Below are 18,978 nucleotides of genomic sequence, written 5' to 3' on the forward strand. Positions count from 1 at the left end.
AAAAAGAGCGACTTCAAGTTAATTTTTTGCGTTACGCTTCCAAAATTCAATCCATTTACGATACTCCGATAATGTTTTATTGATTTGATGAATCGATTTCTCATCATGCAACCCAGTGTCATCAATCTTTCCTTTACAATGTGTAATGAAAATTTCATTTCCCGGTAAAACATTTGCACGATTTGTGGCAAATACTTGTCGGAGATGAATTTGACATCTGGCCGTTCCAAGGATGCCTGGTGAGGCACCAGCAATCATGACCGGTTTATCTCGAAGTGGCGTCCCCGGCTCGAGCGATAACCAGTCGATTGCATTCTTTAAGACACCAGGGATGCTATGATTATATTCTGGCGTGACAATCAATAATCCATCGGCTTCTCGAACGGCTTGCTTCAAAGCGGCCACATTTTCCGGTTCATCCGGATCAATCAAATCGTCGTTGAACAGCGGGAGCTCAATGGAGACGACTTCAATATCAAAATCATCTTGAGCCAGTTCAATAATTGAATGTAAAAGAGCGGTATTAAATGATTTCTTTCGAAGACTCCCTGACATGGCGACTAATTTATATTTTCCCATGCTCTACCTCCAGAATCCACTGATTCACGATTTCCGCTTCTTCTTCAGGACCTTCCATCATCCCCATGTGACTGTATGGGACAATCGCTTTCCTATGACTCTCAGCACCTAAAAATGCCCGTGTCTCGTCCATATTCGGATCTTTCTCCCCATATATGAATAAACCAGGGAGTTCAGTCGCCTGAACGGTATCGACTTCGTCTTCACGGTCACGAATTGCTCGTTGTGCGTTCACAACCCCTTCAACCGACATCTCGTACCCAATCTCGATTGCTTGTTCGATGAGTGCAGGATTTGACTCCTTCGAAAAGACATTCGGGATCATCCCGTCGATAAACGGCTTCACCCCTTCTTCAATGACTTTATTGATTGCCCCGTTCCGTTTTTCTTTTGCTTCTTCTGAATCAGAGGCAGCGGTCGAATGCATCAACCCAAAGCCGGATAGTTCTTCAGGATATCGACGAACGAGGTTGGTCGTCACATATCCTCCAAACGAATGTCCGATAACAAGTGGTTGTTCAAGGTTTCGGAGTCGAATCTCTTCCATGACCCAATCTGCGAACTGGTCCATCGTTTCTGGTCCGACTTCTGTTCCTGCATGACCCGGAAGTGTGAATGCATGAACTTCGGCATTCAATAACGGTTCTAGCTGTTCAAAATATGTTGGCGAACCGCACAATCCATGTAACAATACGAGTGCTTTCATATCAATGAGTGCTCCTTTTCTTCCCAGTCTGTTTTGAGTAGCCGATACATCGTCAAATCCATGAACCGACCATGGCTGTATGCATAATCATGTAAGAGGCCTTCTTCTATAAATCCGAGTTTTTGAACGAGGCGATTCGACCCTTCATTTCCTGGTGCCACCAAGGCGGAGATTCGGTGAAACTTGAACTCTTCGAATCCATGTTGGATGACGGCAGTCGCCGCTTCAAAAGCCACCCCTTGTCTCCAATAATGAGGAGAAACTTCGAATCCGATTTCAGCCCGGTAATACTGGGGTGTCCAATTATGAAAACCGATTGTGCCGATTAACTCGTTTGTCAATCGATCGCAGATGGCCCAGCGAATCGCTTTGCCTTGTTGAAACTGGTCTTTAAAATAGGCGATGACATTTTTCGCCTCATAAACAGCAAGCAACGGGTCCGACCCATAATAACGCATCACTTCTTCAGTGGATAAGATGGTATAAAGTGCTCTAGCATCACGCGGTTCTAGCTCTCGCAGGATAAACCGGGGCGTAGCGAGCTCAGGAAAACTACGTTTCAATCCCCACATGTGGAACCCGCCTTTCCTATTCGTTTCCTCAAGTATACTTCTATTTTCCCAAATGTATCGAACTCAACCCTCTTGAACCGTCTCAAGATAGCGGAAATCATGTGTTTTTGCTACTATGAATGTAGTATGTCAAACTGAGGGGATACCATATGTCAAAACAACTCTTTTATTTAAAACAAGACCGAGATGTCCAGCGCTTTACGCTACATGGCGTGACATTGGCCGACATTACAGAGGCCCTTTCCGTCACGAGACCGATGATCATTTGTCGAACCGATATCAAAGGAATGAGGCAATCTTCTAGGTCGCGTTTTCGATATATCGAAGCGCATGAGCTCTCTTCATTCTCGTCTAAGTATTTAAATAACCAAACGACATTCACTGCAATCGATTTCCCGGACTACAATACGCTTGAGACGCTGTCGGATCACGAAATCGCAGAGATCCTATTTTTAAGTCATATGGAGCGCGGGATTAAGAAGCCGTTTCTGGATTCACTTGATAATGAGATTGCGTTCTTCAATGAAGCGAACGACCGTCACAGCAGTCTCTACATCCGTGATTGGTCGACGATCAATCGTTTCGTTCAAAACATGTTGCAAAGCAAATTGGACCGAGACATCCGAAACATTAGCTTCGTCCCGATACCGCTCCCTGTTATCGATGAGTTGCTCGACTTGGCACCTCAAGGGCTCATCATCGATTTTGATCATACGAAACGAAGCCTGTTCAATCGTCAAATCGTTATTTCCTTCTATGTGGCCGGTCGCTACGAAGACATGTCCGTCCTCGAAGAAGACTTTGACGCCAAAAAAGAATCAATCGCGCTGAAAGGTCAGCTATTGTATCGTCGTCGCACGTGGCACATTGAACGGTTATAAGGTCATGGATGTAAGAAATGGAATTGAACCTCTGAAAACGAGGTTCTTTTTTGTTATTTTCAGACCGATTGTTTCAAGTCAATTCCCTTCATGAACGGGTATGAACGCTATTCTTAAAAATTGATAACAAATTGTCTTAATTTTTTGTTAAATTAACACTTTTCTTTTTCGGACGAGGCGTTATACTAGGAATAACCTTCTGGAGGAATGGAAGGCAATATAGAGAAAGCGAGGTGAAAATCTATTCATCACGCGGATGGATAGATACACGAAATGGAACAACTGAAAGTACAAGGAGTCTCTTCGTTCACCAAGTTTGCGACGAATGGAAAAATGCTAAAACTTAAAGATGCTCACGCAGGGGAACAACGCATTTCACTTCAGGATGCGACTGACATTCAAGTCTCTCTGCTCGACGAGGACCATTCGCGCTTCACTATATTTGGTCATGCCCACCCACTCGTGGAACTGACCCTTCCTCATAATTCTTGTGAAGTCCTCTATGCATGGTTACTCCACAAGATGAAACGACAAAAAATTAAACTCGTATCGAACGCGTAAAAAAATGAGGTCTTGTCTCCATATGGGAGAAAGACCTCATTTTTCATATTATGAGAACAATGAAACGAGCCAACTAACCAAAATACCGACAAGGGCAAAGTCTGAATCTCCAAATGTCGTACTTTCAAACCCGAGATTCCCCAAAAGCGGTAAGAGGAGAGCCGGTAAGAAACTGATTAATACCCCGTTGGCGATCGATCCAAGAATCGCTCCTCGACGTCCACCGGTAGCGTTCCCGAATACTCCTGCTGTCGCTCCTGTGAAGAAGTGTGGAACCAGTCCCGGTACAATGACAGCCAAACCGAATAAAGGTAAAAGGAACATCGAGAACAGTCCAGCTGCAAAGCTCGCTAAAAATCCGATGATGACCGCGTTCGGTGCAAATGGGAAGACGGTCGGGCAATCTAGCGCAGGTTTTGCGTTCGGTACCATTTTATCGGCAATCCCTTTGAAGGCCGGCACGATTTCTGCAATCAACATCCGTACACCGGCAAGAACGATATATACCCCTGCAGCGAATGTAATCGCTTGGATGATGGAGAAGACGATATAGTTCGACCCACCTGATAATTCCGTTTCCACAAATGCTGGTCCCGCAAAGATGGCGACGACCACAAATAATAAGGTCATCGTCAACGAGACAGCGACGGATGTGTCTCGTAGAAAGCCAAGTTGCTTTGGTACTTGAATTTGTTCCGTCGAGTGCTCTTTGTTCCCGGCATATTTTCCGATCGTTCCAGAGATAAAGTAACCAAGTGAGCCAAAGTGTCCGACCGCAAAATCATCCGATCCCGTAATCTGTCGAACGAACGGTTGAAGAAGGGCTGGGAATAAGACCATACAAAGTCCAAGCAATACCGATCCAATGATGATCAAGAGTGTACCATCAAGACCAGATACAGAAAGAATGGCTGCAAGTAAGCTCGCCATGAATAACGTATGATGACCCGTCAAGAAAATGTATTTAAATGGCGTGATGCGAGCCAGCACGATATTCATGACCATCCCGAAGACCATGATCATAGCTGTTTCAACGCCAAATGCGTCTTGTGCAACTGCGACAATTGCTTCGTTGTTCGGGATGACTCCCCGAATACTGAACGCCTCGTCGAACATCTGTCCGAAAATATCGAGAGCCGCAATGATGACGCCGGCCCCCGCTCCGATAATCACGAACCCCATAATTGTCTTCAGCGTACCAGAGACGATGGAAGCAATGTCTTTCTTCTGTAAAACGAGCCCGATGAGTGCGAACAAACCGACCAGTATGGCTGGTGTCCCCAATATATCTCGCATAATCAAATCAAGCATAAGCGCTCCCCCTTTACGATGAATTCTTTAGTTATACTTTTCCTTCAAGTTTTGATTTAATTTCCTCAATGTTCATGACATTCTCAAGTGCAACGATTTCTTTCGCCCCATCATCGAGTGTGCCAATGATATCTTGTGCCCCAAGGTAAATGTCGGCAGGTTCAGTTCGCGCTGTCGCAATGTCTGTATGTGAAACATCCGCCTCTTTCCCCATTTGTTCGAGCGCTTTTTTCACGTTCAACTCCATAATGAAGCTTGACCCTAATCCGTTCCCACATACTACTAAAATCTTTTTCATTTTTCTTCCTCCTCTGAATATCGATCGAGTATCTCAACAATTTTCTCTACCGTGTCTGCTTCTAATACGAGGGACACGTCTTGTTCGTTTCCTAATAACTCTGTCAACTGTGCAAGTGCTTTTAAATGAGTAGTTTGATCAATGGCCGCGAGCACAAAGAATGCACGGACTGGTTTATCCCCTGGGAAGAGGACCGGTTCTGTTAGTTTTAGGACACTCATCCCCAGCTGATTCACACCATCTTCTGGTCGCGCATGCGGGATGGCAATCTGAGGCATGAGAACGATGTATGGACCATGTTCTACTACGTTCTCAATCATCGTTTCCACGTAACGTGTGTCGATCGCTCCGTTTTGGACAAGTGGTTCGGCCGCGAGACGAATGGACTCCTGCCAATTCGACACATGATCGCGAATTTGAATTTCATCTTTTGTTACGAGTTGATTTAGCACGGGTTGTCCCCCTTTCCATTCATCTGTCGTCGTTTCATCTTGGATGAGATGATTTAATTCTTTTCTCAATTGCGATTCTTGATGGATCGTCGCATATTTTTTCACCACTTCGAGAATGTCAGACACATCTAATCGAGCGAGTCCCCCATTCGCAAGAAAGCGCTGATGAATTTGTCGCTTCAAAGCAAGTTGTTCGAGTCTTGTCGGAAGTGTCGGAACGAGTGTCACATGTGCCTGTTGTTGAACGGCCAACGGCAAGGGGACCGTTGTGAAAATCAAATCGACAAGTGGAGCAAATTCTGACACGTCACGTTGCGAGATTGGTGGTAAAAATACAAAGTCCGGAAATTGATTCTTCAAAATATGGTCGAGCATATGCGACACGCTAATCCCGCTCGGGCATACGACAATCGCCTTCATTTTCTCATCAAGATGTTGCCCTTGTTGATGAAGATGTGCCGCGAAGTGTAACGTGAAGTACATGACTTCTGATTCCGGTATGTCTGACTGTATCTGTTCGCGGATTGGATCAAGAGAACGATCGACGATAACGTTTAACACCCTGTGCTCCTTCAACACATATCTTTCTAACTCTTCTGGCGGCATGACTTCCGTATGAACACGTTTAAGTGTCGCTTTGGCGTGAAGCACTAACTTCTCACATAATGCCTCCCGTTCGATGACTCGCGTACAGCTTAATCCTTCGAAGCGCTCAATCACCTGAATCATCGTAGCTGCAAGATTTTGTTGAACCGTTTGATCCATCTCTTCCGACACTTTCGGACCACTTTGGATGAGCATCATCAACATATCCCACAGTTGTGGCACATCTTGAAAGTGCGTCCTTACAGACTGTTCAACTTTTTCTGGCAACCAAGAGTCCTCATCACGAACGAATGTATCCGGCGATAATCTCGAACCAATCAGAAGGAAATAGGCCATTTTTTCGCGATGACTTTCCACAAATTGAAACTGTTTGAGGGTTTCAAACTGCTCAATCTGACGGACTCGCTCTTTGAACTCCTCTTGCCAATCGTCAAAGCATAGGTCGAGCAATTGTGAGAACGTCGATTTATCGAGTAATTGTTCAATCGTCCGATACACATATAACGTGATCGTTTGGAAATGACCGTTAAACCGATAGCCTTCTTTTCTCGTATAAGAGAAATCCAGACCGAATTGTGCAGCCTTTTTCTTGATCGTATTTAAACTTTCTTGAACGGTATATTTGGACACATCTAACAAATGTTGAAAGTGAAAACTTGAGAGAAACTCTTCTTGTGTCATGGCATAGAGCGTGATGACAAGCTCACGTTCTTCTTCTGACCAAACTAATTCCGCACGTTCCACTTGCTCAATCAATGCTTCTGTCACTGTCAATTCAATTTTTGCCCCATCTACTTTCAGATTGGATAGACCAGAACCATCAAGCCATTCTTGAATACGCTCTAGTTCATATTCGATTGTCCGACGAGAATACGGGAGCATCATCGTTAACGTTTCGATGGTCATCTGCTTTTCATGCAGGATGACATTTAATATTCGTTTACTTTTTTCATTCAATTGCATGGTAGAGGCCTCCTACACCTGTAGTATAAAACGAATCGACCCTAAAAATGTAAGCGGTTACGACAGACTTTTCGGAGACACTCCCACAAACTTCTGTCTGTACATGAACACAAAGAAAAGAGATGAACGAATCGTTCATCTCTTTTTCGGTTAAGAAGTCGGTGCAACCGGATTGCGGCGATAAATTGTGATTCCGCCATGCTTGGCTTCACCCACAACTTGAAAGAGCCAGCCTTTTTCAATCAACATACTCCGAACGGATAAAAAGTCTTCCCGCGGTACTTTCACTTCATCTTGTTGTTCATCAAACAATTGTTGGAACGTCATTTCCCAATCAGTCATGTCCATTCTCCTTACGTGCGTCTTCTTCTCGCATCCATTCGAACAAACGATAACCCGAATTCAATCGGTCTGTCACATCCCATAACTCATGCGGGACGACGTGACCGGCATCGATGGTCTCATCTCCTGCAAATATGACACGTTCATTCGTCATCTTTTCTATATAGTCGAGCGCAAACGATAAGATTGACGTCTCCGAGACATGCCCACTTCCCTGCAAGGCAAAATCGTATGACTCGTCTCGTTGATTATTCACGAGTAACGTTCGTCCCCCGTCAAGTAGCGCCATCGGAGGGACGGCATCAACGTGGAACACTTCATACGAGCGATACGTTTCCTCATCATAAGCTAGCAACGGAACGAATTGACGTTGACCCGTCCATTTTTTCAATTGGAATAAAATCTTCATGGAAGTGAACCACGTGGCCCCCTCCATTTTCTTCTCTACTAAAATCGTAGGGACCGATGCTTCATCCGCTTCTTTCTTTTGAACAAATAACCACTTCTCTACATCTACAACGACAATCAAACCGTTTTCCTCCTTATAACCCATTCAGATAAGGCGATCATAGTCAACGCGACGAGCCAGCCTCCAATCACATCACTAAAGTAATGGACGTTCAAGACGACTCGACTGAGCGACACCGCAAGGACGAGGCACACAAGTACAATGATGGCGAATGTTGACTGTCTCTTGCGATATAAGACATAAGCCATTAATCCATATAACGCCAGCGATCCTGATGCATGTCCACTCGGAAAGCTATATGTCGTCGCATCGAGGGACGCATCAATAAGCGGGCGATCGATTCCGTAAACGAGCTTTAGCACTTGTGTGAAAAGAAGAGTTCCAATCCCAACGAGCGCGAGTCGCCATGCCTCGACGTGGTTACCGCGCCAAAACCAAAATAATAAACCTAGAATTGAGAGCCCGACTATGACTTGAGCGCTCCCTAATTCTGTGACGTATGCAAATACACGATCGGGTAACGGCTGTAACAACTCATACACAAACGTATTCATAGGGCCGACTGCTCCCAAAACGACAAACACCGACACGATCACATATGCAATCGTCCCGGTGATGACCACCTGCATCGGTGTCAACTTCATCAATACAACCCTTTTCGTTCACGCATCTCTTCTTCTCCGAAGTCAATCATGTCACGAAGACGGTGTGCCAATCGTCCAGACGCGTTCGCTGCAATCGCGCCGACGAGGTCGTCCATGAACGTATGCACTTGCCCGTCATCCATTTTCGTATCAAGCTGTTTGATGATGCCGATCTTAGCCTTGTCTAAGTACCCGAACGTCGTTACGGCAATCGAACCATATGTGTTCACGGCACCGATTGCAATCGTTTCATCCACTCCAAATAAGCCTTCGTCAGATGCGATGATGGATAAGAGTGGTTCAGATAGTTGTCCCTTCTCAGCCAACATATCGAGCTCCGATCCGACGAGAATGGCATGTTGCAATTCGCGTTTATCGAGAACCGCCTCGACGGAATCCATGCAATCTTTCAACGAAAGATGCGGCGAGTAAGGCGCCTGCATCTGATAAACGATTTCGGCAATCGATTCAATCGTGACGCCGCGCTCGAGCAGGCGAGCACGAGCTGCTTCACGGACATCTCGTGAGTGTGGTACATGTTTCATAATAGGCGCAGGATTAAAATCCCGCTTCACATCCCTTCGTTCAGAGAGTCATCATCTCTCTAGTTAATATAACCATTATACTGAAAAATCGAAAAAAGACGAACCCTGCTTTGACTTCCCTCATTAAATCGGTCATCATAAACATGTAGGTTAAACGATTAAAGGGGGAAGAGGAATGAAGATTGGGGTAGTCTTATTTCCGTCTAAACAAGTGCAAGATTTTGCGAACTCTTATCGAAAACGGTATGACACAAAATATGCGTTGATTTCACCTCACGTGACCATCAAGGAACGGACGGAGGTGTCCGAAGAAGACTTGCCAAAAGTACTGGAGTACTTGCAACAAGTCGCGGATTCGACTAAACCGATTCAGTTAAAAGTCGATGGTGTCCGCTCTTTTGCGCCGACGAACAACGTACTGTATTTGAAAGTGTTACCGACACGTGAACTGTCTGCTCTGCAGCAACGACTTCACGAAGACGTGCTTGGTCAGGCACCAAAATATGAATTCTTGCCACATATCACAATCGGTCAAGATTTGACCGATGCCGAACTGTTCGACGTTCTCGAACGGATGCGGATGGAGCAAGTCCATTTCGAAGAAACGATCACTCGGATGGCTGTCATGTACGAACTCGAAAATGAAACATGGAACGTCTATGAGACGTTCCGTTTCCGAGGCTAATCTTATATGCTCCGGTCGACAAAACGACCGGGGTTTTTTTCTTGCTCTTCTTCTAACCATTCTTCCCGTCGAGGTCGGATGCGTTGGACGCGTTTGATCCGCGTCACCGGTTCGATGCTGGCTCGACCTGAAGGCTGGACTTGGCGGTTGACGTACTGAACGACAGTAAAATCAATCTGATAAGGACCCATGATCTGACCTCCTTCATAGGTACTTACCCCATTCAACCGTTAGGTAATACAAAAATGGCGCATCACTGCGCCATTTCCCAAACTTATAAAATATGGTATCCACTATCGACGTGAATGACTTCACCCGTGACGCCGCTCCCCATTCCCGAGAGAAGGAAGAGTCCTGTCGATGCAACTTCTTCTGCAGAGACGTTTCGACGTAACGGCGCTTTTTGTTCAAGCTCCGAGAGGATACTGTTAAAGTCGCCTACCCCTTTAGCCGACAAGGTACGAATCGGACCAGCCGAGATTGCATTGACGCGAACACCGTGCGGACCGTACTCGTTTGCCAAGTATTTGACACTTGAGTCAAGCGCCGCTTTTGCGACACCCATCAAGTTATAGTTTGGAACGACGCGCTCCCCACCGAGGTATGTCAACGTGATCACCGAGGCATCTGATGCGAAATATGGTTTCGCCGCTTTCACGACAGCCGTCAAACTGTACGCCGAGATGTCTAACGCCTGCGCGAATTGTCCACGTGTCATTTCCGAGAATTCGCCGCGAAGCGCTTCTTTATCCGCAAACGCGATCGAGTGGGCAATCCCTTGAATCTCCCCTGCTTGTTCATGGATTGAACGGAATGTCGTTTCAATCGCTTCGTCATTTGTTACGTCACACTCGAGCAAAATCGCTTCTTGTTTCAACTCGCTCGCAAGTGATTCAAGACTTGACTTGAAACGTTCTGCCGCATACGTTAATACGAGCTTCGCTCCCGCTTCATCAAGTGTTTTGGCAATCGCCCATGCGATGGAACGCTTGTTGGCAATCCCCATGACGACATAAGTTTTATTCGTTAACGTTGGAAAAATTGACATCATAAACTCCCCTTTTTAGTACCTGGTGATAATATCTGTTCTCAGATTACAGAAAGGTTTCTGTTTTGTCAACCGGCTCGTTTCGTATTGCGATTTTTTTAAGTTGCGGTAAGATAAAATACGTATAGAAAGGGTGACTCGACTCCATTATGAACCGTATTCAATCATATTTTAAAAGTTTAGACACGACGCTGTTGACCATCGTCTTCCTATTGATGATTATCAGCCTCGGTGCAATCTATACGGCACAACCGATGTTGCCGACCCGACTTCAACATATCAACTTCGCTCTCGAACAGGGTATTCGGTACGTCATCGGCTTTTTCGCGATGTTTGCCATCATGACAATCGAGTACGAGCAGCTCCGAAAAATCCATTGGTACTTATATGCATTCGGTCTTCTCTTGCTCGTCGGACTCATTCCGCTCCGCGACACGACACTCGTCCCGAACATCAACGGAGCGTATGGATGGTATAACGTACCGGGATTCAGTTTCCAACCGGCAGAGTTCATGAAGTTGTTCCTTCTCATTTCAATGTCGACGATTGTATATGACCACAACAAGCGATACGGCTCGTCTCAACTCGACACGTGGCTGTTAGTCAAATTGGTGTTAGTCGCTATTCCACCGCTCGGTCTGATTGTAACGCAACCGGACTTAGGAACTGGACTCGTCTTGATGACGATGCTCGGCGCAATCATCATCGTCTCCGGTATCGGCTGGAAATGGTTACTCGGTCTGTTCAGCGCAGCTGCTCTGATCATTGGAACGTTCATGTATTTGTTCTTCTCTCATTTCGAAGTGCTACAAGCGTTCGTACCAGGTCACGCCCTGAACCGATTCCAAGCATGGATTTATCCTTATGAGTATTCGGACGACTTGGCGTTCCAGCTGATTAAATCATTGCAGGCGATCGGGTCTGGTCAAATGTTCGGGGCAGGATATGGACAAGGACTCGTCTATCTACCGGAATCACAGACGGACTTCATCTTTGCCGTCATCGCCGAGCATTACGGGTTCATCGGCGCGGCGCTCGTGATCATCGTCTTCTTCTTGTTCCTCTATCGCATGATTCATATCGCACTTGAATCAAGCAGCGCGTTCGGAAGTTACATCGTCACTGGCGTCATCGCCATGTTCACGTTCCAAGTGTTCCAAAACATCGGGATGACGATTGGTGTGTTGCCAATCACCGGACTCACCCTGCCGTTTGTCAGTTACGGAGGAACGGGAATCATCATGAACATGATTGCCATCGGTCTTGTCATGAACGTAGCCTCAAAATCAAAAACCTATATGTTTGATGACGATTGAAAAATCCCTTCAAGGCTTTTATGACCTTGAAGGGATTTTGTTATAGATAATGAAAATCTTCCGGGATTGGTGCTTCAATCATCACTTCTTCCCCTGTCACTGGATGAATAAAGTGCGCAGAGGCGCTGTGAAGGGCGTGACGTGACATTCGAGCCACTCCCCCATACATCGAATCCCCAATCAGCGGATGACCGATATGACGCAAATGAACGCGAATTTGATGGGTACGTCCCGTTTCGAGTCGAATCGTCAACAATGAGTCGCTACCAAACTGCTGACAATCGACTATGTGTGTGACGGCTCGCTGTCCGTCTTCAGTAATAATTCGTTCCATGATGGAATTCTCGGCACGCCCAATCGGTGCATCGATCGTTTGGATGGGGACTTCCCCTTCCACAAGTGCCACATAAGAACGTGTGAGCGCATTGGCTTTCTGGAGTTCACTAAACCGATGATGAATGAATCCGTACTTCGCAAATAAGACGACACCGCTCGTATCGCGATCGAGTCGATTGATCACATGAATCGCAGAGGTCAAACCGATTTGTCGGTAGTAACCGAGTACGGCGTTTGCGAGTGTGTCGGTCGGATGCAGTCGTGATGGGATTGTCGCAATCCCAGCCGGTTTATCAACTGCCAGCACCGTCTCATCCTCATACAAAATGTGAATCGGTCTATCCGAGATGGCCATATCTGTCGAAGGAGACTCGGGTGGGAATCGTACGACTACTTCATCTCCTGGCTCGAGAACGTGCCGAACCGTACGATGGTTCTCGTTCACCTCGATTTCCCCTTCATGTTTTACGAGCGTGAGCATCTTTCGAGAAATCCCGAGGTCCTGCATTAAAAAGTCGCGCAGTGGAATAGCCTTCTCCACAACGCGACGAATCATAAATCCTTGCATTCGTTACTTTCCTTCCTCAATGAACGATTCGCGTACACGCCGCCAAAATGGGAACGGGCGGAAACGAGCGAACGTCACTTTTTCTTTTGCGACCGCGCAACGAATCGACACGACGTCTGACCAAGATAACGCTTCTTGATGGTCAAACGCCAATTCGAATTCCGTTTTCGTATGCGGTTTGATTTTCACTTGATGATGTTTCGGCAAGAGGAGCGGCGCACCAATCGTTCGATAGACCAGATTATTGATAGAAGCCATTTCCGTCACTTGGATTGCTTCAATCGATGGATGGACAATTGCACCACCGAGCGCTTTGTTGTAGGCAGTCGAACCAGAAGGGGTCGAGATACACAGTCCATCACCACGGAACGTTTCAAAATAATCATCGCGGATCGACAAATCACAGACGAGCGTCCGCTTATAGTTTTTGATCGTACAATCGTTCATCGCCAATTGACGATCGGTCTTTCCGTTCTCGTAATCGATCAGTACTTCGACGAGCGGGTATGAGACCGGTTCGAACGACTCACTCGTGATCATTTCCGTCAGCTCATCCAATTCATCCGGTTGCCAATCCGCGTAAAAACCGAGGTGGCCGGTATGGATGCCGACGAGAAGCGTTTCATCGAGACGGTCAATATACTTATGGAACGCCTGTAACATCGTCCCGTCTCCACCGACTGATACGACGATGCGTGGCTCTTCCGATAACGTATGCCCAGCGGCTTCAAGTTTTTCAGTCAGTTCCTGGGCGATTTCCGCTGATCGCGCATCTCCCCTCGATACAATCGCAAACTGCATATCGATTCCCCCTAGTCCTCGTCTGTTTTCACATTCATCTCTTTATCCCGAAACACTTGCTGCGCATCTTGAATCTCGACACGGAGTTGACTCATCTCTGCATCGAGAAGAAATGCCGCCTCAGCTGCACGTCTCAATCGTTCTTGTACTTCAAGAGGCATATCGCCATCATATTTATAATTCAAAGAATGCTCGATTGTAGCCCAAAAGTTCATCGCAAGGGTACGAATTTGCACTTCGACAAGTGTCGGGATCTCCCCATGAATCGTCTGGACCGGATATTCGATAATGACATGATACGACCGATAACCCGAATCTTTCTGATGCGTAATATAATTGCGTTCTTCCACTATTTTAAAATCTGTCCGACGATGAAGCAAATCCAAGACGTGAACGATATCATCGACAAACTGGCACATGATTCGTAATCCAGCAATATCTTGCATGTCGGTCGCCAGCTCATGATCCGCAATATTTTTTCGCTTTGCTTTTTCAAGAATGCTCCCGACCGGCTTAACCCGACCTGTGACAAATTCAATCGGAGAGTGGTCATTTTGCGACTTGAATTGCTTACGAACGGCTTTTAACTTTACTTTCAACTCGTCTACCGCGATTTGATACGGTACTAAAAACTGATCCCAGTTCACTGATTGCATACGCTGTCACCACTTTCGTTCTTTTCCGGAAAAAACGCGCCCTTTCCGTATGTATCCGTTTGTATGGTATCATAAACGAACAATTGTTCATAGAATGGAGCGATGATTTATGACCCAAGAAGTGGAAATTGAATTTAAATCGATGTTGACAAAAGATGAGTATGAAAAACTAATTCAAGCTTACAAACTAGAAGATCAAGTCCGCTGGCAAGCAAACGATTATTTCGACACGCCTACCTTCCAGCTAAAAAAACAAGGTGCTGCCCTTCGAATTCGTGAGAAGAAACATGGCCAGGTATTGACATTGAAACAACCGAACGAAGTCGGATTACTTGAAACGCATGCCGCAATCACTGAAGAAGAAGCGGAAGACTTATTCAAGTACGGAATCATTCATGATGATCAAATGAAGCAAGCACTCGCCCCGTTTCAACTGAATGCCGCACTCGAACACCTTGGACGCCTCGAGACGAATCGAGCCGAACATCAAACGGAAGATGGTCTTCTCGTTTTAGACGAAAGCCATTATTTGGAGACGACCGACTATGAAATAGAATTTGAAGTCACGAATGAAGAAGCGGGCAAACGTGCATTCGAACGACTGTTAGCAGAGCACGGTCTCCCGTACCGTCCCGCCAAAAATAAAATTGTTCGATTCATGGAATTAAAAATGAGTCGGTATGAAGGTTGAGCAGATACATTGCCAACCTTTTTTTTTCGTTGCTACAATGAGTTTACAACATTAAATGAGTTTTTTGCCGAGAGGAGGCGACACAAATGGAACTTGAACAATGTAATGGGTCATCCTGTTCACTGGAAGAAACTCCTATTCAAGTAACGTATAAGCCATTGGAGTTATTCTATTTCATGGACATCTCGAGTCCTGAAAATTTTCACGTGATGACACTGATCAAAAAGTTAGAGATTGAATACGGACATGTGATTCGTTTCCGAATGGTCTCTACCGTTCCTAGCTGTGTTGGCGGATGTCAGGAAGAAGTTCGCCTTCTCACAATGATCAAAGCGCTAGAATTACAAGGGAAACGTCATGCGATGCGTTTTTTACGTCATTTGCAGGTGAATGATTTATTCTCTGGTAAACAGTTAGGCTCAATTGATTTATGGGAAATCGCACGGTCTTTCGAAGAGTACGGTCTTGATTTGGATGAACTTGAAGCCGATCTTCAATCGAACCAGCTCTTGAATGCTTTAGCAGTCGATCATCAAGTGCTGAAAGATTGGGAGATTGAGTCATTGCCCGCTCTTACGTTCGTGACGCGCGATGAAGCATTGAAGATTGAAGGTGTCTATCCGTACGACGTGTATCAATCGGTCATGACCGAGTTGCTCGGTTACGCTCCGAGCCGTTCGACCGACTGGGATGTAGCTAAAGTGTTGGCTCGTTATGACGCGTCGACGATTACTGAACTATCGTATATTCTAGACTTAGATAAAACTGTGATTGAACGCGAACTGAAGAAGCTCTCCTTGCAGCAACGCTGCCGTCCTGTACCGGGATGTAGCGGTGAAGCATGGGCGCAAACGAAATAAAAAAGAACCCCACGGCCGGGGAGCCGTGGGGTTTTTGACGTCTCAAGCGGGGACAAGAGCCGTCGTACCTTGAGGCCCGGGGAAGGCCTACAAGATGGGAGAAAGTTTACGGTCAATAAAGGGGTTTGTGATTGATTTCACACTTATAATATACCGAGTCCCGCTTCATCTGACAACTGGTTTGTGCATATTGTCACATATTGTTCACGAGAACAATAATGATTCCATTTCATCGAGCACTGCTTCGAACTGATCAAGCGCTTTGAGTACCGGTTCTTTCGTCGTCATATCGACACCTGCCGCTTTCAAGACCTCGATTGAATAGTCGCTAGACCCAGCTTTGAGGAAGTTATCGATGTAACGACGTACGGCCGGCTCTCCCTCTTCCATGATCTGTTGCGACAACGCTGCCGATGCTGAGATACCCGTCGCATATTGATAGACATAGTAATTGTAATAGAAGTGCGGGATACGAGCCCATTCATATGAAATCTCTTCATCGATGACGATTTCTTCTCCGAAGTAGCGTTTGTTCAACTCTAAGTACGTCTCATTCAAATATTCAGGTGTGAGCGATACGCCTTCTTGGGCAGCCTTGTGAATCATATGCTCAAACTCAGCGAACATCGTTTGACGGAACAACGTCCCACGGAATGTTTCGAGTTGATTGTTCAACAAGTAGAGACGTTCTTCTTTTGCCGTCCGCGTTTTCAATAAATGGTCGTTCAATAACGCTTCGTTTGTCGTCGACGCGACTTCTGCTACAAAGATTGAATAGTCACCATACGGATACGGCTGTGACGTACGCGTGTAATGGCTATGCACCGAGTGACCGAACTCATGCGCGAGCGTGAACAAGTTGTTGACGTTGTCCTGCCAGTTCATAAGGATGAACGGTTGTGTATCATATGCTCCTGATGAATATGCCCCGCTCCGTTTACCGCGTGTCTCTCGTACGTCGACCCAACGTGAATCGAGACCGTCTTTGACGATTTGAACGTACTCTTCTCCGAGTGGTGCCAAACCATCAACCATCAACTGTTTCGCTTCCTCGTACGATACCTTCATCTCTACATCTTTGACGAGTGGTGTATATAAATCATACATGTGCAACTCATCCAATCCGAGCGCGCGTTTCCGCAATGCGACATATCGATGTAGTAAATCAAGACGCTCGTTGACCGCTTCGACTAGACCGTCATACACAGACTCTGGAATCGCATTGTGGTGAAGGGCTGCCTGACGCGCACTCTCAAATTTACGGACACTTGCATAGAAGTTGTCTTTTTTCACACTGCCTGAAAGCGTCGAGGCAAACGTGTTCAAATACTGCCCGTACGTTCCGTACATTGCTTTAAAGGCGTTCTCACGGACACTTCGGTCACTCGATTCGAGGAACGTGATGTAACGTCCGTGCGTCAATTCGACCTCTTCCCCTTTTTCGTTCTTCACTTTCGGGAATTTCAAATCCGCGTTATTGAGCATACCGAACGTCGAACTCGATTGTCCGAGCACGTCTCCTGCCTGTGCAAGAATCGCCTCTTCCGCTTCCGTCAGTACGTGTGGACGTTCTTGCGCCAACTCATCGAACGCATGACGATAGACGCGAAGTGACTCGTGTTGTTCCATAAAGGCTTCAATTTGAGCTTCATCGATTGAAAGAAGCTCTGGCGTCATGAATGCGAGTTGGGCTGAAATTTGCGAGGCGAGTGAGCCCGCACGGTCATTCAATGCCTGATAATGACTGTTCGCTGTATCTTCGTCATAACGCATGTGCGCGTACGTATACAGCTTATGTAACTTACGAGAAAGCTCATCCCGGAGTTGTAACGCTTCGTATAACGTTTCTGCCGATTCACCGAGTTTTCCTTTAAATCCGATTAATGCCGGTACCTGCTCTTTCAATGCTTGAAAATCTGCTTCCCATGCTTGGTCGTTACTGTAGATCGTCTCTAAGTTCCACGTCTCTTCGACTGGAACTTGTTGTCGTGTCAATACTTCTGACATACGTTCACTCCCTTTTCTGATTGGTTCGTCGATTGTAACATCAATCGCTGAAGTCCTTGAAACAATCGTGTATCGTGACGTCTCGCATCTTCATAGGTGATTGGAAGCACCCAAGTCGTGACATCACACGATAGACGACATGCATTCAAGAGTTGTTTCCATTGTACATGAAATGACTGAGAAAAGTCGCTTGTCGGTGTCACTCCGAACTGGCGGCACGTCTTTTGAATGCTCCATTCCACTGAATCATTCGGTGACTCATAGCGATTTAAATAGAGGACGATTTGAAACTCAATCGGATGAATGTGTATTCCCCAAAGTGACGTGAGGGGAAGATAGCAGGCTGTCGGTAACAAGGCGGGGATCACCCCTAATGGGTACAGACGATTTAAAATGAGACGTCGATTCTTTGGGGATGGATAGATGGGTGACATTCGCTTTCGTCGAATCATCTCCGTCCATTCCAATGCATTGAATCGATAATATGCTTCATAGGGGGAAGTGGTCACTGAGGACGAGACTTCCCAATTCCCGATTCCATACTTGATTGAAATGGGAAACCCATTGAAACGCACCAACTGTCCATTTTTCACTGTCATCAACCGGTGTCGCCGAAACAGTTCAAGGCGCATCCACGGTTGAAACGATTGGTTCATCTTTAAATCAAGACCGCTCGCGAGCCAAATTACATCCAAACCTGCTCGTTTATAATCATTCGTTCGTGCGACATACTCTTCCGCTACCAATGGAGATGCCTGAATCTCAAACACGGTTGGCAACTCATCCACATTTGTAAGAATGTCTGCCCGACGATTCTTAATCGTCACTTCTTGGTCGACAGGGTATCCTCTTTCTTGAAGCCATTGGCACACTGCCCATTTATCCTGATGGTGCGTAACGGATTCCGTTCTCCCGCACGTATGGATGTGGGCGAAATGTAGCCGACGTTTCGCTCCTTGCTTTAGAATCAACATTTCCTGGCACGTCGGACATCGAAAAGGAGCAAGCTGCTCCGCCTGCATTCGATTTAGAGTAAAGGAATCAACGATACCCCCTTCTCGACCGATCGCAAACCGCATCT

The 18,978-nt window shown here is 46.2% G+C and carries 23 protein-coding genes; 6 read left to right on the top strand and 17 right to left on the bottom strand.

The window, feature by feature from the left end; genetic code table 11:
* Window positions 1-18: 18 nt before the first annotated feature.
* Genes KNO99_RS10820 through KNO99_RS10830 form a run of 3 tightly spaced genes read right to left on the bottom strand, consistent with a single transcriptional unit; the run spans window position 19 to window position 1,857 of the window.
* Complete coding sequence (locus KNO99_RS10820; RefSeq protein WP_214748377.1) at window positions 19-579, bottom strand: NADPH-dependent FMN reductase; 561 nt, start codon at window positions 577-579, stop codon at window positions 19-21.
* Entirely contained in the window at window positions 566-1,285 is a 720-nt protein-coding gene (locus tag KNO99_RS10825; RefSeq protein WP_214748380.1) for an alpha/beta fold hydrolase, read from the bottom strand. Before KNO99_RS10825 ends, KNO99_RS10820 begins: the two co-directional genes overlap by 14 nt.
* Window positions 1,282-1,857: a GNAT family N-acetyltransferase gene (locus KNO99_RS10830; RefSeq protein ID WP_214748383.1), complete on the bottom strand. Its 576-nt coding sequence runs from the start codon at window positions 1,855-1,857 to the stop codon at window positions 1,282-1,284. The genes KNO99_RS10825 and KNO99_RS10830 overlap by 4 nt, the downstream gene beginning before the upstream one ends.
* A gap of 149 nt (window positions 1,858-2,006) precedes the next feature.
* Between KNO99_RS10830 and KNO99_RS10835 the strand changes: the two genes are divergently transcribed.
* The gene (locus KNO99_RS10835; RefSeq protein WP_214748386.1) at window positions 2,007-2,738 is read left to right on the top strand and encodes a hypothetical protein; all 732 of its coding nucleotides are present in this window, start codon (window positions 2,007-2,009) and stop codon (window positions 2,736-2,738) included.
* A gap of 273 nt (window positions 2,739-3,011) precedes the next feature.
* Entirely contained in the window at window positions 3,012-3,299 is a 288-nt protein-coding gene (locus KNO99_RS10840) for a hypothetical protein (RefSeq protein WP_214748389.1), read from the top strand.
* Between the two features lie 48 nt (window positions 3,300-3,347).
* Here KNO99_RS10840 and KNO99_RS10845 read toward each other — a convergent pair whose 3' ends face one another.
* The 7 genes from KNO99_RS10845 to KNO99_RS10875 all read right to left on the bottom strand — a co-directional run bounded on the left by KNO99_RS10845 (window position 3,348) and on the right by KNO99_RS10875 (window position 8,929).
* On the bottom strand, window positions 3,348-4,610 hold the full coding sequence (locus tag KNO99_RS10845) for a PTS ascorbate transporter subunit IIC (RefSeq protein WP_214748392.1): 1,263 nt from the start codon (window positions 4,608-4,610) through the stop codon (window positions 3,348-3,350).
* A 31-nt stretch (window positions 4,611-4,641) separates the two neighbouring features.
* Window positions 4,642-4,908, bottom strand: a complete 267-nt coding sequence (locus tag KNO99_RS10850) for a PTS sugar transporter subunit IIB (RefSeq protein WP_214739852.1) — start codon at window positions 4,906-4,908, stop codon at window positions 4,642-4,644.
* Window positions 4,905-6,929: a BglG family transcription antiterminator gene (locus KNO99_RS10855; protein WP_214748395.1), complete on the bottom strand. Its 2,025-nt coding sequence runs from the start codon at window positions 6,927-6,929 to the stop codon at window positions 4,905-4,907. The genes KNO99_RS10850 and KNO99_RS10855 overlap by 4 nt, the downstream gene beginning before the upstream one ends.
* A 150-nt stretch (window positions 6,930-7,079) precedes the next feature.
* Entirely contained in the window at window positions 7,080-7,271 is a 192-nt protein-coding gene (locus KNO99_RS10860) for a hypothetical protein (protein ID WP_214748398.1), read from the bottom strand.
* Window positions 7,264-7,800, bottom strand: a complete 537-nt coding sequence (locus KNO99_RS10865; protein WP_214748401.1) for a hypothetical protein — start codon at window positions 7,798-7,800, stop codon at window positions 7,264-7,266. Before KNO99_RS10865 ends, KNO99_RS10860 begins: the two co-directional genes overlap by 8 nt.
* On the bottom strand, window positions 7,797-8,384 hold the full coding sequence (locus KNO99_RS10870) for a phosphatase PAP2 family protein (protein ID WP_214748404.1): 588 nt from the start codon (window positions 8,382-8,384) through the stop codon (window positions 7,797-7,799). The genes KNO99_RS10865 and KNO99_RS10870 overlap by 4 nt, the downstream gene beginning before the upstream one ends.
* Complete coding sequence (locus tag KNO99_RS10875) at window positions 8,384-8,929, bottom strand: phosphatidylglycerophosphatase A family protein (RefSeq protein WP_214748407.1); 546 nt, start codon at window positions 8,927-8,929, stop codon at window positions 8,384-8,386. Before KNO99_RS10875 ends, KNO99_RS10870 begins: the two co-directional genes overlap by 1 nt.
* Window positions 8,930-9,104: 175 nt before the next feature.
* Between KNO99_RS10875 and KNO99_RS10880 the strand changes: the two genes are divergently transcribed.
* The gene (locus KNO99_RS10880) at window positions 9,105-9,614 is read left to right on the top strand and encodes a YjcG family protein (protein WP_214695523.1); all 510 of its coding nucleotides are present in this window, start codon (window positions 9,105-9,107) and stop codon (window positions 9,612-9,614) included.
* A 2-nt stretch (window positions 9,615-9,616) separates the two neighbouring features.
* Here the strand turns inward: KNO99_RS10880 and KNO99_RS10885 are convergent, their stop codons facing one another.
* Complete coding sequence (locus KNO99_RS10885) at window positions 9,617-9,805, bottom strand: hypothetical protein (protein ID WP_074035057.1); 189 nt, start codon at window positions 9,803-9,805, stop codon at window positions 9,617-9,619.
* 83 nt (window positions 9,806-9,888) lie between these two features.
* Window positions 9,889-10,662 (bottom strand): enoyl-ACP reductase FabI, encoded by a 774-nt coding sequence (gene fabI, locus KNO99_RS10890; protein ID WP_214695521.1) that lies wholly within the window; start codon window positions 10,660-10,662, stop codon window positions 9,889-9,891.
* Window positions 10,663-10,811: 149 nt separating this feature from the next.
* On the opposite strand from fabI, the gene KNO99_RS10895 reads away from it, so the two are divergent.
* Entirely contained in the window at window positions 10,812-11,978 is a 1,167-nt protein-coding gene (locus tag KNO99_RS10895) for an FtsW/RodA/SpoVE family cell cycle protein (protein ID WP_214748410.1), read from the top strand.
* A gap of 40 nt (window positions 11,979-12,018) precedes the next feature.
* Here KNO99_RS10895 and KNO99_RS10900 read toward each other — a convergent pair whose 3' ends face one another.
* Genes KNO99_RS10900 through yjbM form a run of 3 tightly spaced genes read right to left on the bottom strand, consistent with a single transcriptional unit; the run spans window position 12,019 to window position 14,339 of the window.
* Complete coding sequence (locus tag KNO99_RS10900) at window positions 12,019-12,882, bottom strand: RluA family pseudouridine synthase (protein ID WP_214748413.1); 864 nt, start codon at window positions 12,880-12,882, stop codon at window positions 12,019-12,021.
* 3 nt (window positions 12,883-12,885) lie between these two features.
* Window positions 12,886-13,683, bottom strand: a complete 798-nt coding sequence (locus KNO99_RS10905; protein WP_214695497.1) for an NAD kinase — start codon at window positions 13,681-13,683, stop codon at window positions 12,886-12,888.
* An 11-nt stretch (window positions 13,684-13,694) separates the two neighbouring features.
* Window positions 13,695-14,339 carry a GTP diphosphokinase gene (yjbM, locus tag KNO99_RS10910; RefSeq protein ID WP_015881226.1) on the bottom strand — a complete coding sequence of 215 codons (645 nt, stop codon included), beginning with the start codon at window positions 14,337-14,339 and terminating at the stop codon, window positions 13,695-13,697.
* A 109-nt stretch (window positions 14,340-14,448) separates the two neighbouring features.
* Here yjbM and KNO99_RS10915 point away from each other — a divergent pair, with 109 nt between their 5' ends.
* The gene (locus KNO99_RS10915) at window positions 14,449-15,030 is read left to right on the top strand and encodes a CYTH domain-containing protein (protein WP_214748416.1); all 582 of its coding nucleotides are present in this window, start codon (window positions 14,449-14,451) and stop codon (window positions 15,028-15,030) included.
* Between the two features lie 86 nt (window positions 15,031-15,116).
* A complete protein-coding gene (locus tag KNO99_RS10920) occupies window positions 15,117-15,890 on the top strand; it encodes a DsbA family protein (protein ID WP_214748419.1) in 774 nt (257 codons plus the stop codon).
* A gap of 204 nt (window positions 15,891-16,094) precedes the next feature.
* Here KNO99_RS10920 and pepF read toward each other — a convergent pair whose 3' ends face one another.
* Together pepF and KNO99_RS10930 are read right to left on the bottom strand one after the other, a co-directional pair.
* Window positions 16,095-17,897, bottom strand: a complete 1,803-nt coding sequence (gene pepF / locus KNO99_RS10925) for an oligoendopeptidase F (RefSeq protein WP_214748422.1) — start codon at window positions 17,895-17,897, stop codon at window positions 16,095-16,097.
* Window positions 17,882-18,976, bottom strand: coding sequence for a competence protein CoiA (locus tag KNO99_RS10930; RefSeq protein ID WP_214748425.1), 1,095 nt, complete (start codon window positions 18,974-18,976; stop codon window positions 17,882-17,884). Before KNO99_RS10930 ends, pepF begins: the two co-directional genes overlap by 16 nt.
* Between the last annotated feature and the right edge of the window lie 2 nt (window positions 18,977-18,978).

This window comes from Exiguobacterium sp. s189, assembly GCF_018617615.1.
Lineage (GTDB): Bacteria > Bacillota > Bacilli > Exiguobacteriales > Exiguobacteriaceae > Exiguobacterium > Exiguobacterium aestuarii_A.

Excerpts from the sequence above, each read along its gene's own strand:
- KNO99_RS10820 (WP_214748377.1), bottom strand. The coding sequence starts at position 579 with ATGGGAAAATATAAATTAGTCGCCATGTCAGGGAGTCTTCGAAAGAAA.
- KNO99_RS10825 (WP_214748380.1), bottom strand. The coding sequence starts at position 1,285 with ATGAAAGCACTCGTATTGTTACATGGATTGTGCGGTTCGCCAACATAT.
- KNO99_RS10830 (WP_214748383.1), bottom strand. The coding sequence starts at position 1,857 with ATGTGGGGATTGAAACGTAGTTTTCCTGAGCTCGCTACGCCCCGGTTT.
- KNO99_RS10835 (WP_214748386.1), top strand. The coding sequence starts at position 2,007 with ATGTCAAAACAACTCTTTTATTTAAAACAAGACCGAGATGTCCAGCGC.
- KNO99_RS10840 (WP_214748389.1), top strand. The coding sequence starts at position 3,012 with ATGGAACAACTGAAAGTACAAGGAGTCTCTTCGTTCACCAAGTTTGCG.
- KNO99_RS10845 (WP_214748392.1), bottom strand. The coding sequence starts at position 4,610 with ATGCTTGATTTGATTATGCGAGATATATTGGGGACACCAGCCATACTG.
- KNO99_RS10850 (WP_214739852.1), bottom strand. The coding sequence starts at position 4,908 with ATGAAAAAGATTTTAGTAGTATGTGGGAACGGATTAGGGTCAAGCTTC.
- KNO99_RS10855 (WP_214748395.1), bottom strand. The coding sequence starts at position 6,929 with ATGCAATTGAATGAAAAAAGTAAACGAATATTAAATGTCATCCTGCAT.
- KNO99_RS10860 (WP_214748398.1), bottom strand. The coding sequence starts at position 7,271 with ATGACTGATTGGGAAATGACGTTCCAACAATTGTTTGATGAACAACAA.
- KNO99_RS10870 (WP_214748404.1), bottom strand. The coding sequence starts at position 8,384 with ATGAAGTTGACACCGATGCAGGTGGTCATCACCGGGACGATTGCATAT.
- KNO99_RS10875 (WP_214748407.1), bottom strand. The coding sequence starts at position 8,929 with ATGAAACATGTACCACACTCACGAGATGTCCGTGAAGCAGCTCGTGCT.
- KNO99_RS10880 (WP_214695523.1), top strand. The coding sequence starts at position 9,105 with ATGAAGATTGGGGTAGTCTTATTTCCGTCTAAACAAGTGCAAGATTTT.
- KNO99_RS10885 (WP_074035057.1), bottom strand. The coding sequence starts at position 9,805 with ATGGGTCCTTATCAGATTGATTTTACTGTCGTTCAGTACGTCAACCGC.
- fabI (WP_214695521.1), bottom strand. The coding sequence starts at position 10,662 with ATGTCAATTTTTCCAACGTTAACGAATAAAACTTATGTCGTCATGGGG.
- KNO99_RS10895 (WP_214748410.1), top strand. The coding sequence starts at position 10,812 with ATGAACCGTATTCAATCATATTTTAAAAGTTTAGACACGACGCTGTTG.
- KNO99_RS10900 (WP_214748413.1), bottom strand. The coding sequence starts at position 12,882 with ATGCAAGGATTTATGATTCGTCGCGTTGTGGAGAAGGCTATTCCACTG.
- KNO99_RS10905 (WP_214695497.1), bottom strand. The coding sequence starts at position 13,683 with ATGCAGTTTGCGATTGTATCGAGGGGAGATGCGCGATCAGCGGAAATC.
- yjbM (WP_015881226.1), bottom strand. The coding sequence starts at position 14,339 with ATGCAATCAGTGAACTGGGATCAGTTTTTAGTACCGTATCAAATCGCG.
- KNO99_RS10915 (WP_214748416.1), top strand. The coding sequence starts at position 14,449 with ATGACCCAAGAAGTGGAAATTGAATTTAAATCGATGTTGACAAAAGAT.
- KNO99_RS10920 (WP_214748419.1), top strand. The coding sequence starts at position 15,117 with ATGGAACTTGAACAATGTAATGGGTCATCCTGTTCACTGGAAGAAACT.
- pepF (WP_214748422.1), bottom strand. The coding sequence starts at position 17,897 with ATGTCAGAAGTATTGACACGACAACAAGTTCCAGTCGAAGAGACGTGG.
- KNO99_RS10930 (WP_214748425.1), bottom strand. The coding sequence starts at position 18,976 with ATGCGGTTTGCGATCGGTCGAGAAGGGGGTATCGTTGATTCCTTTACT.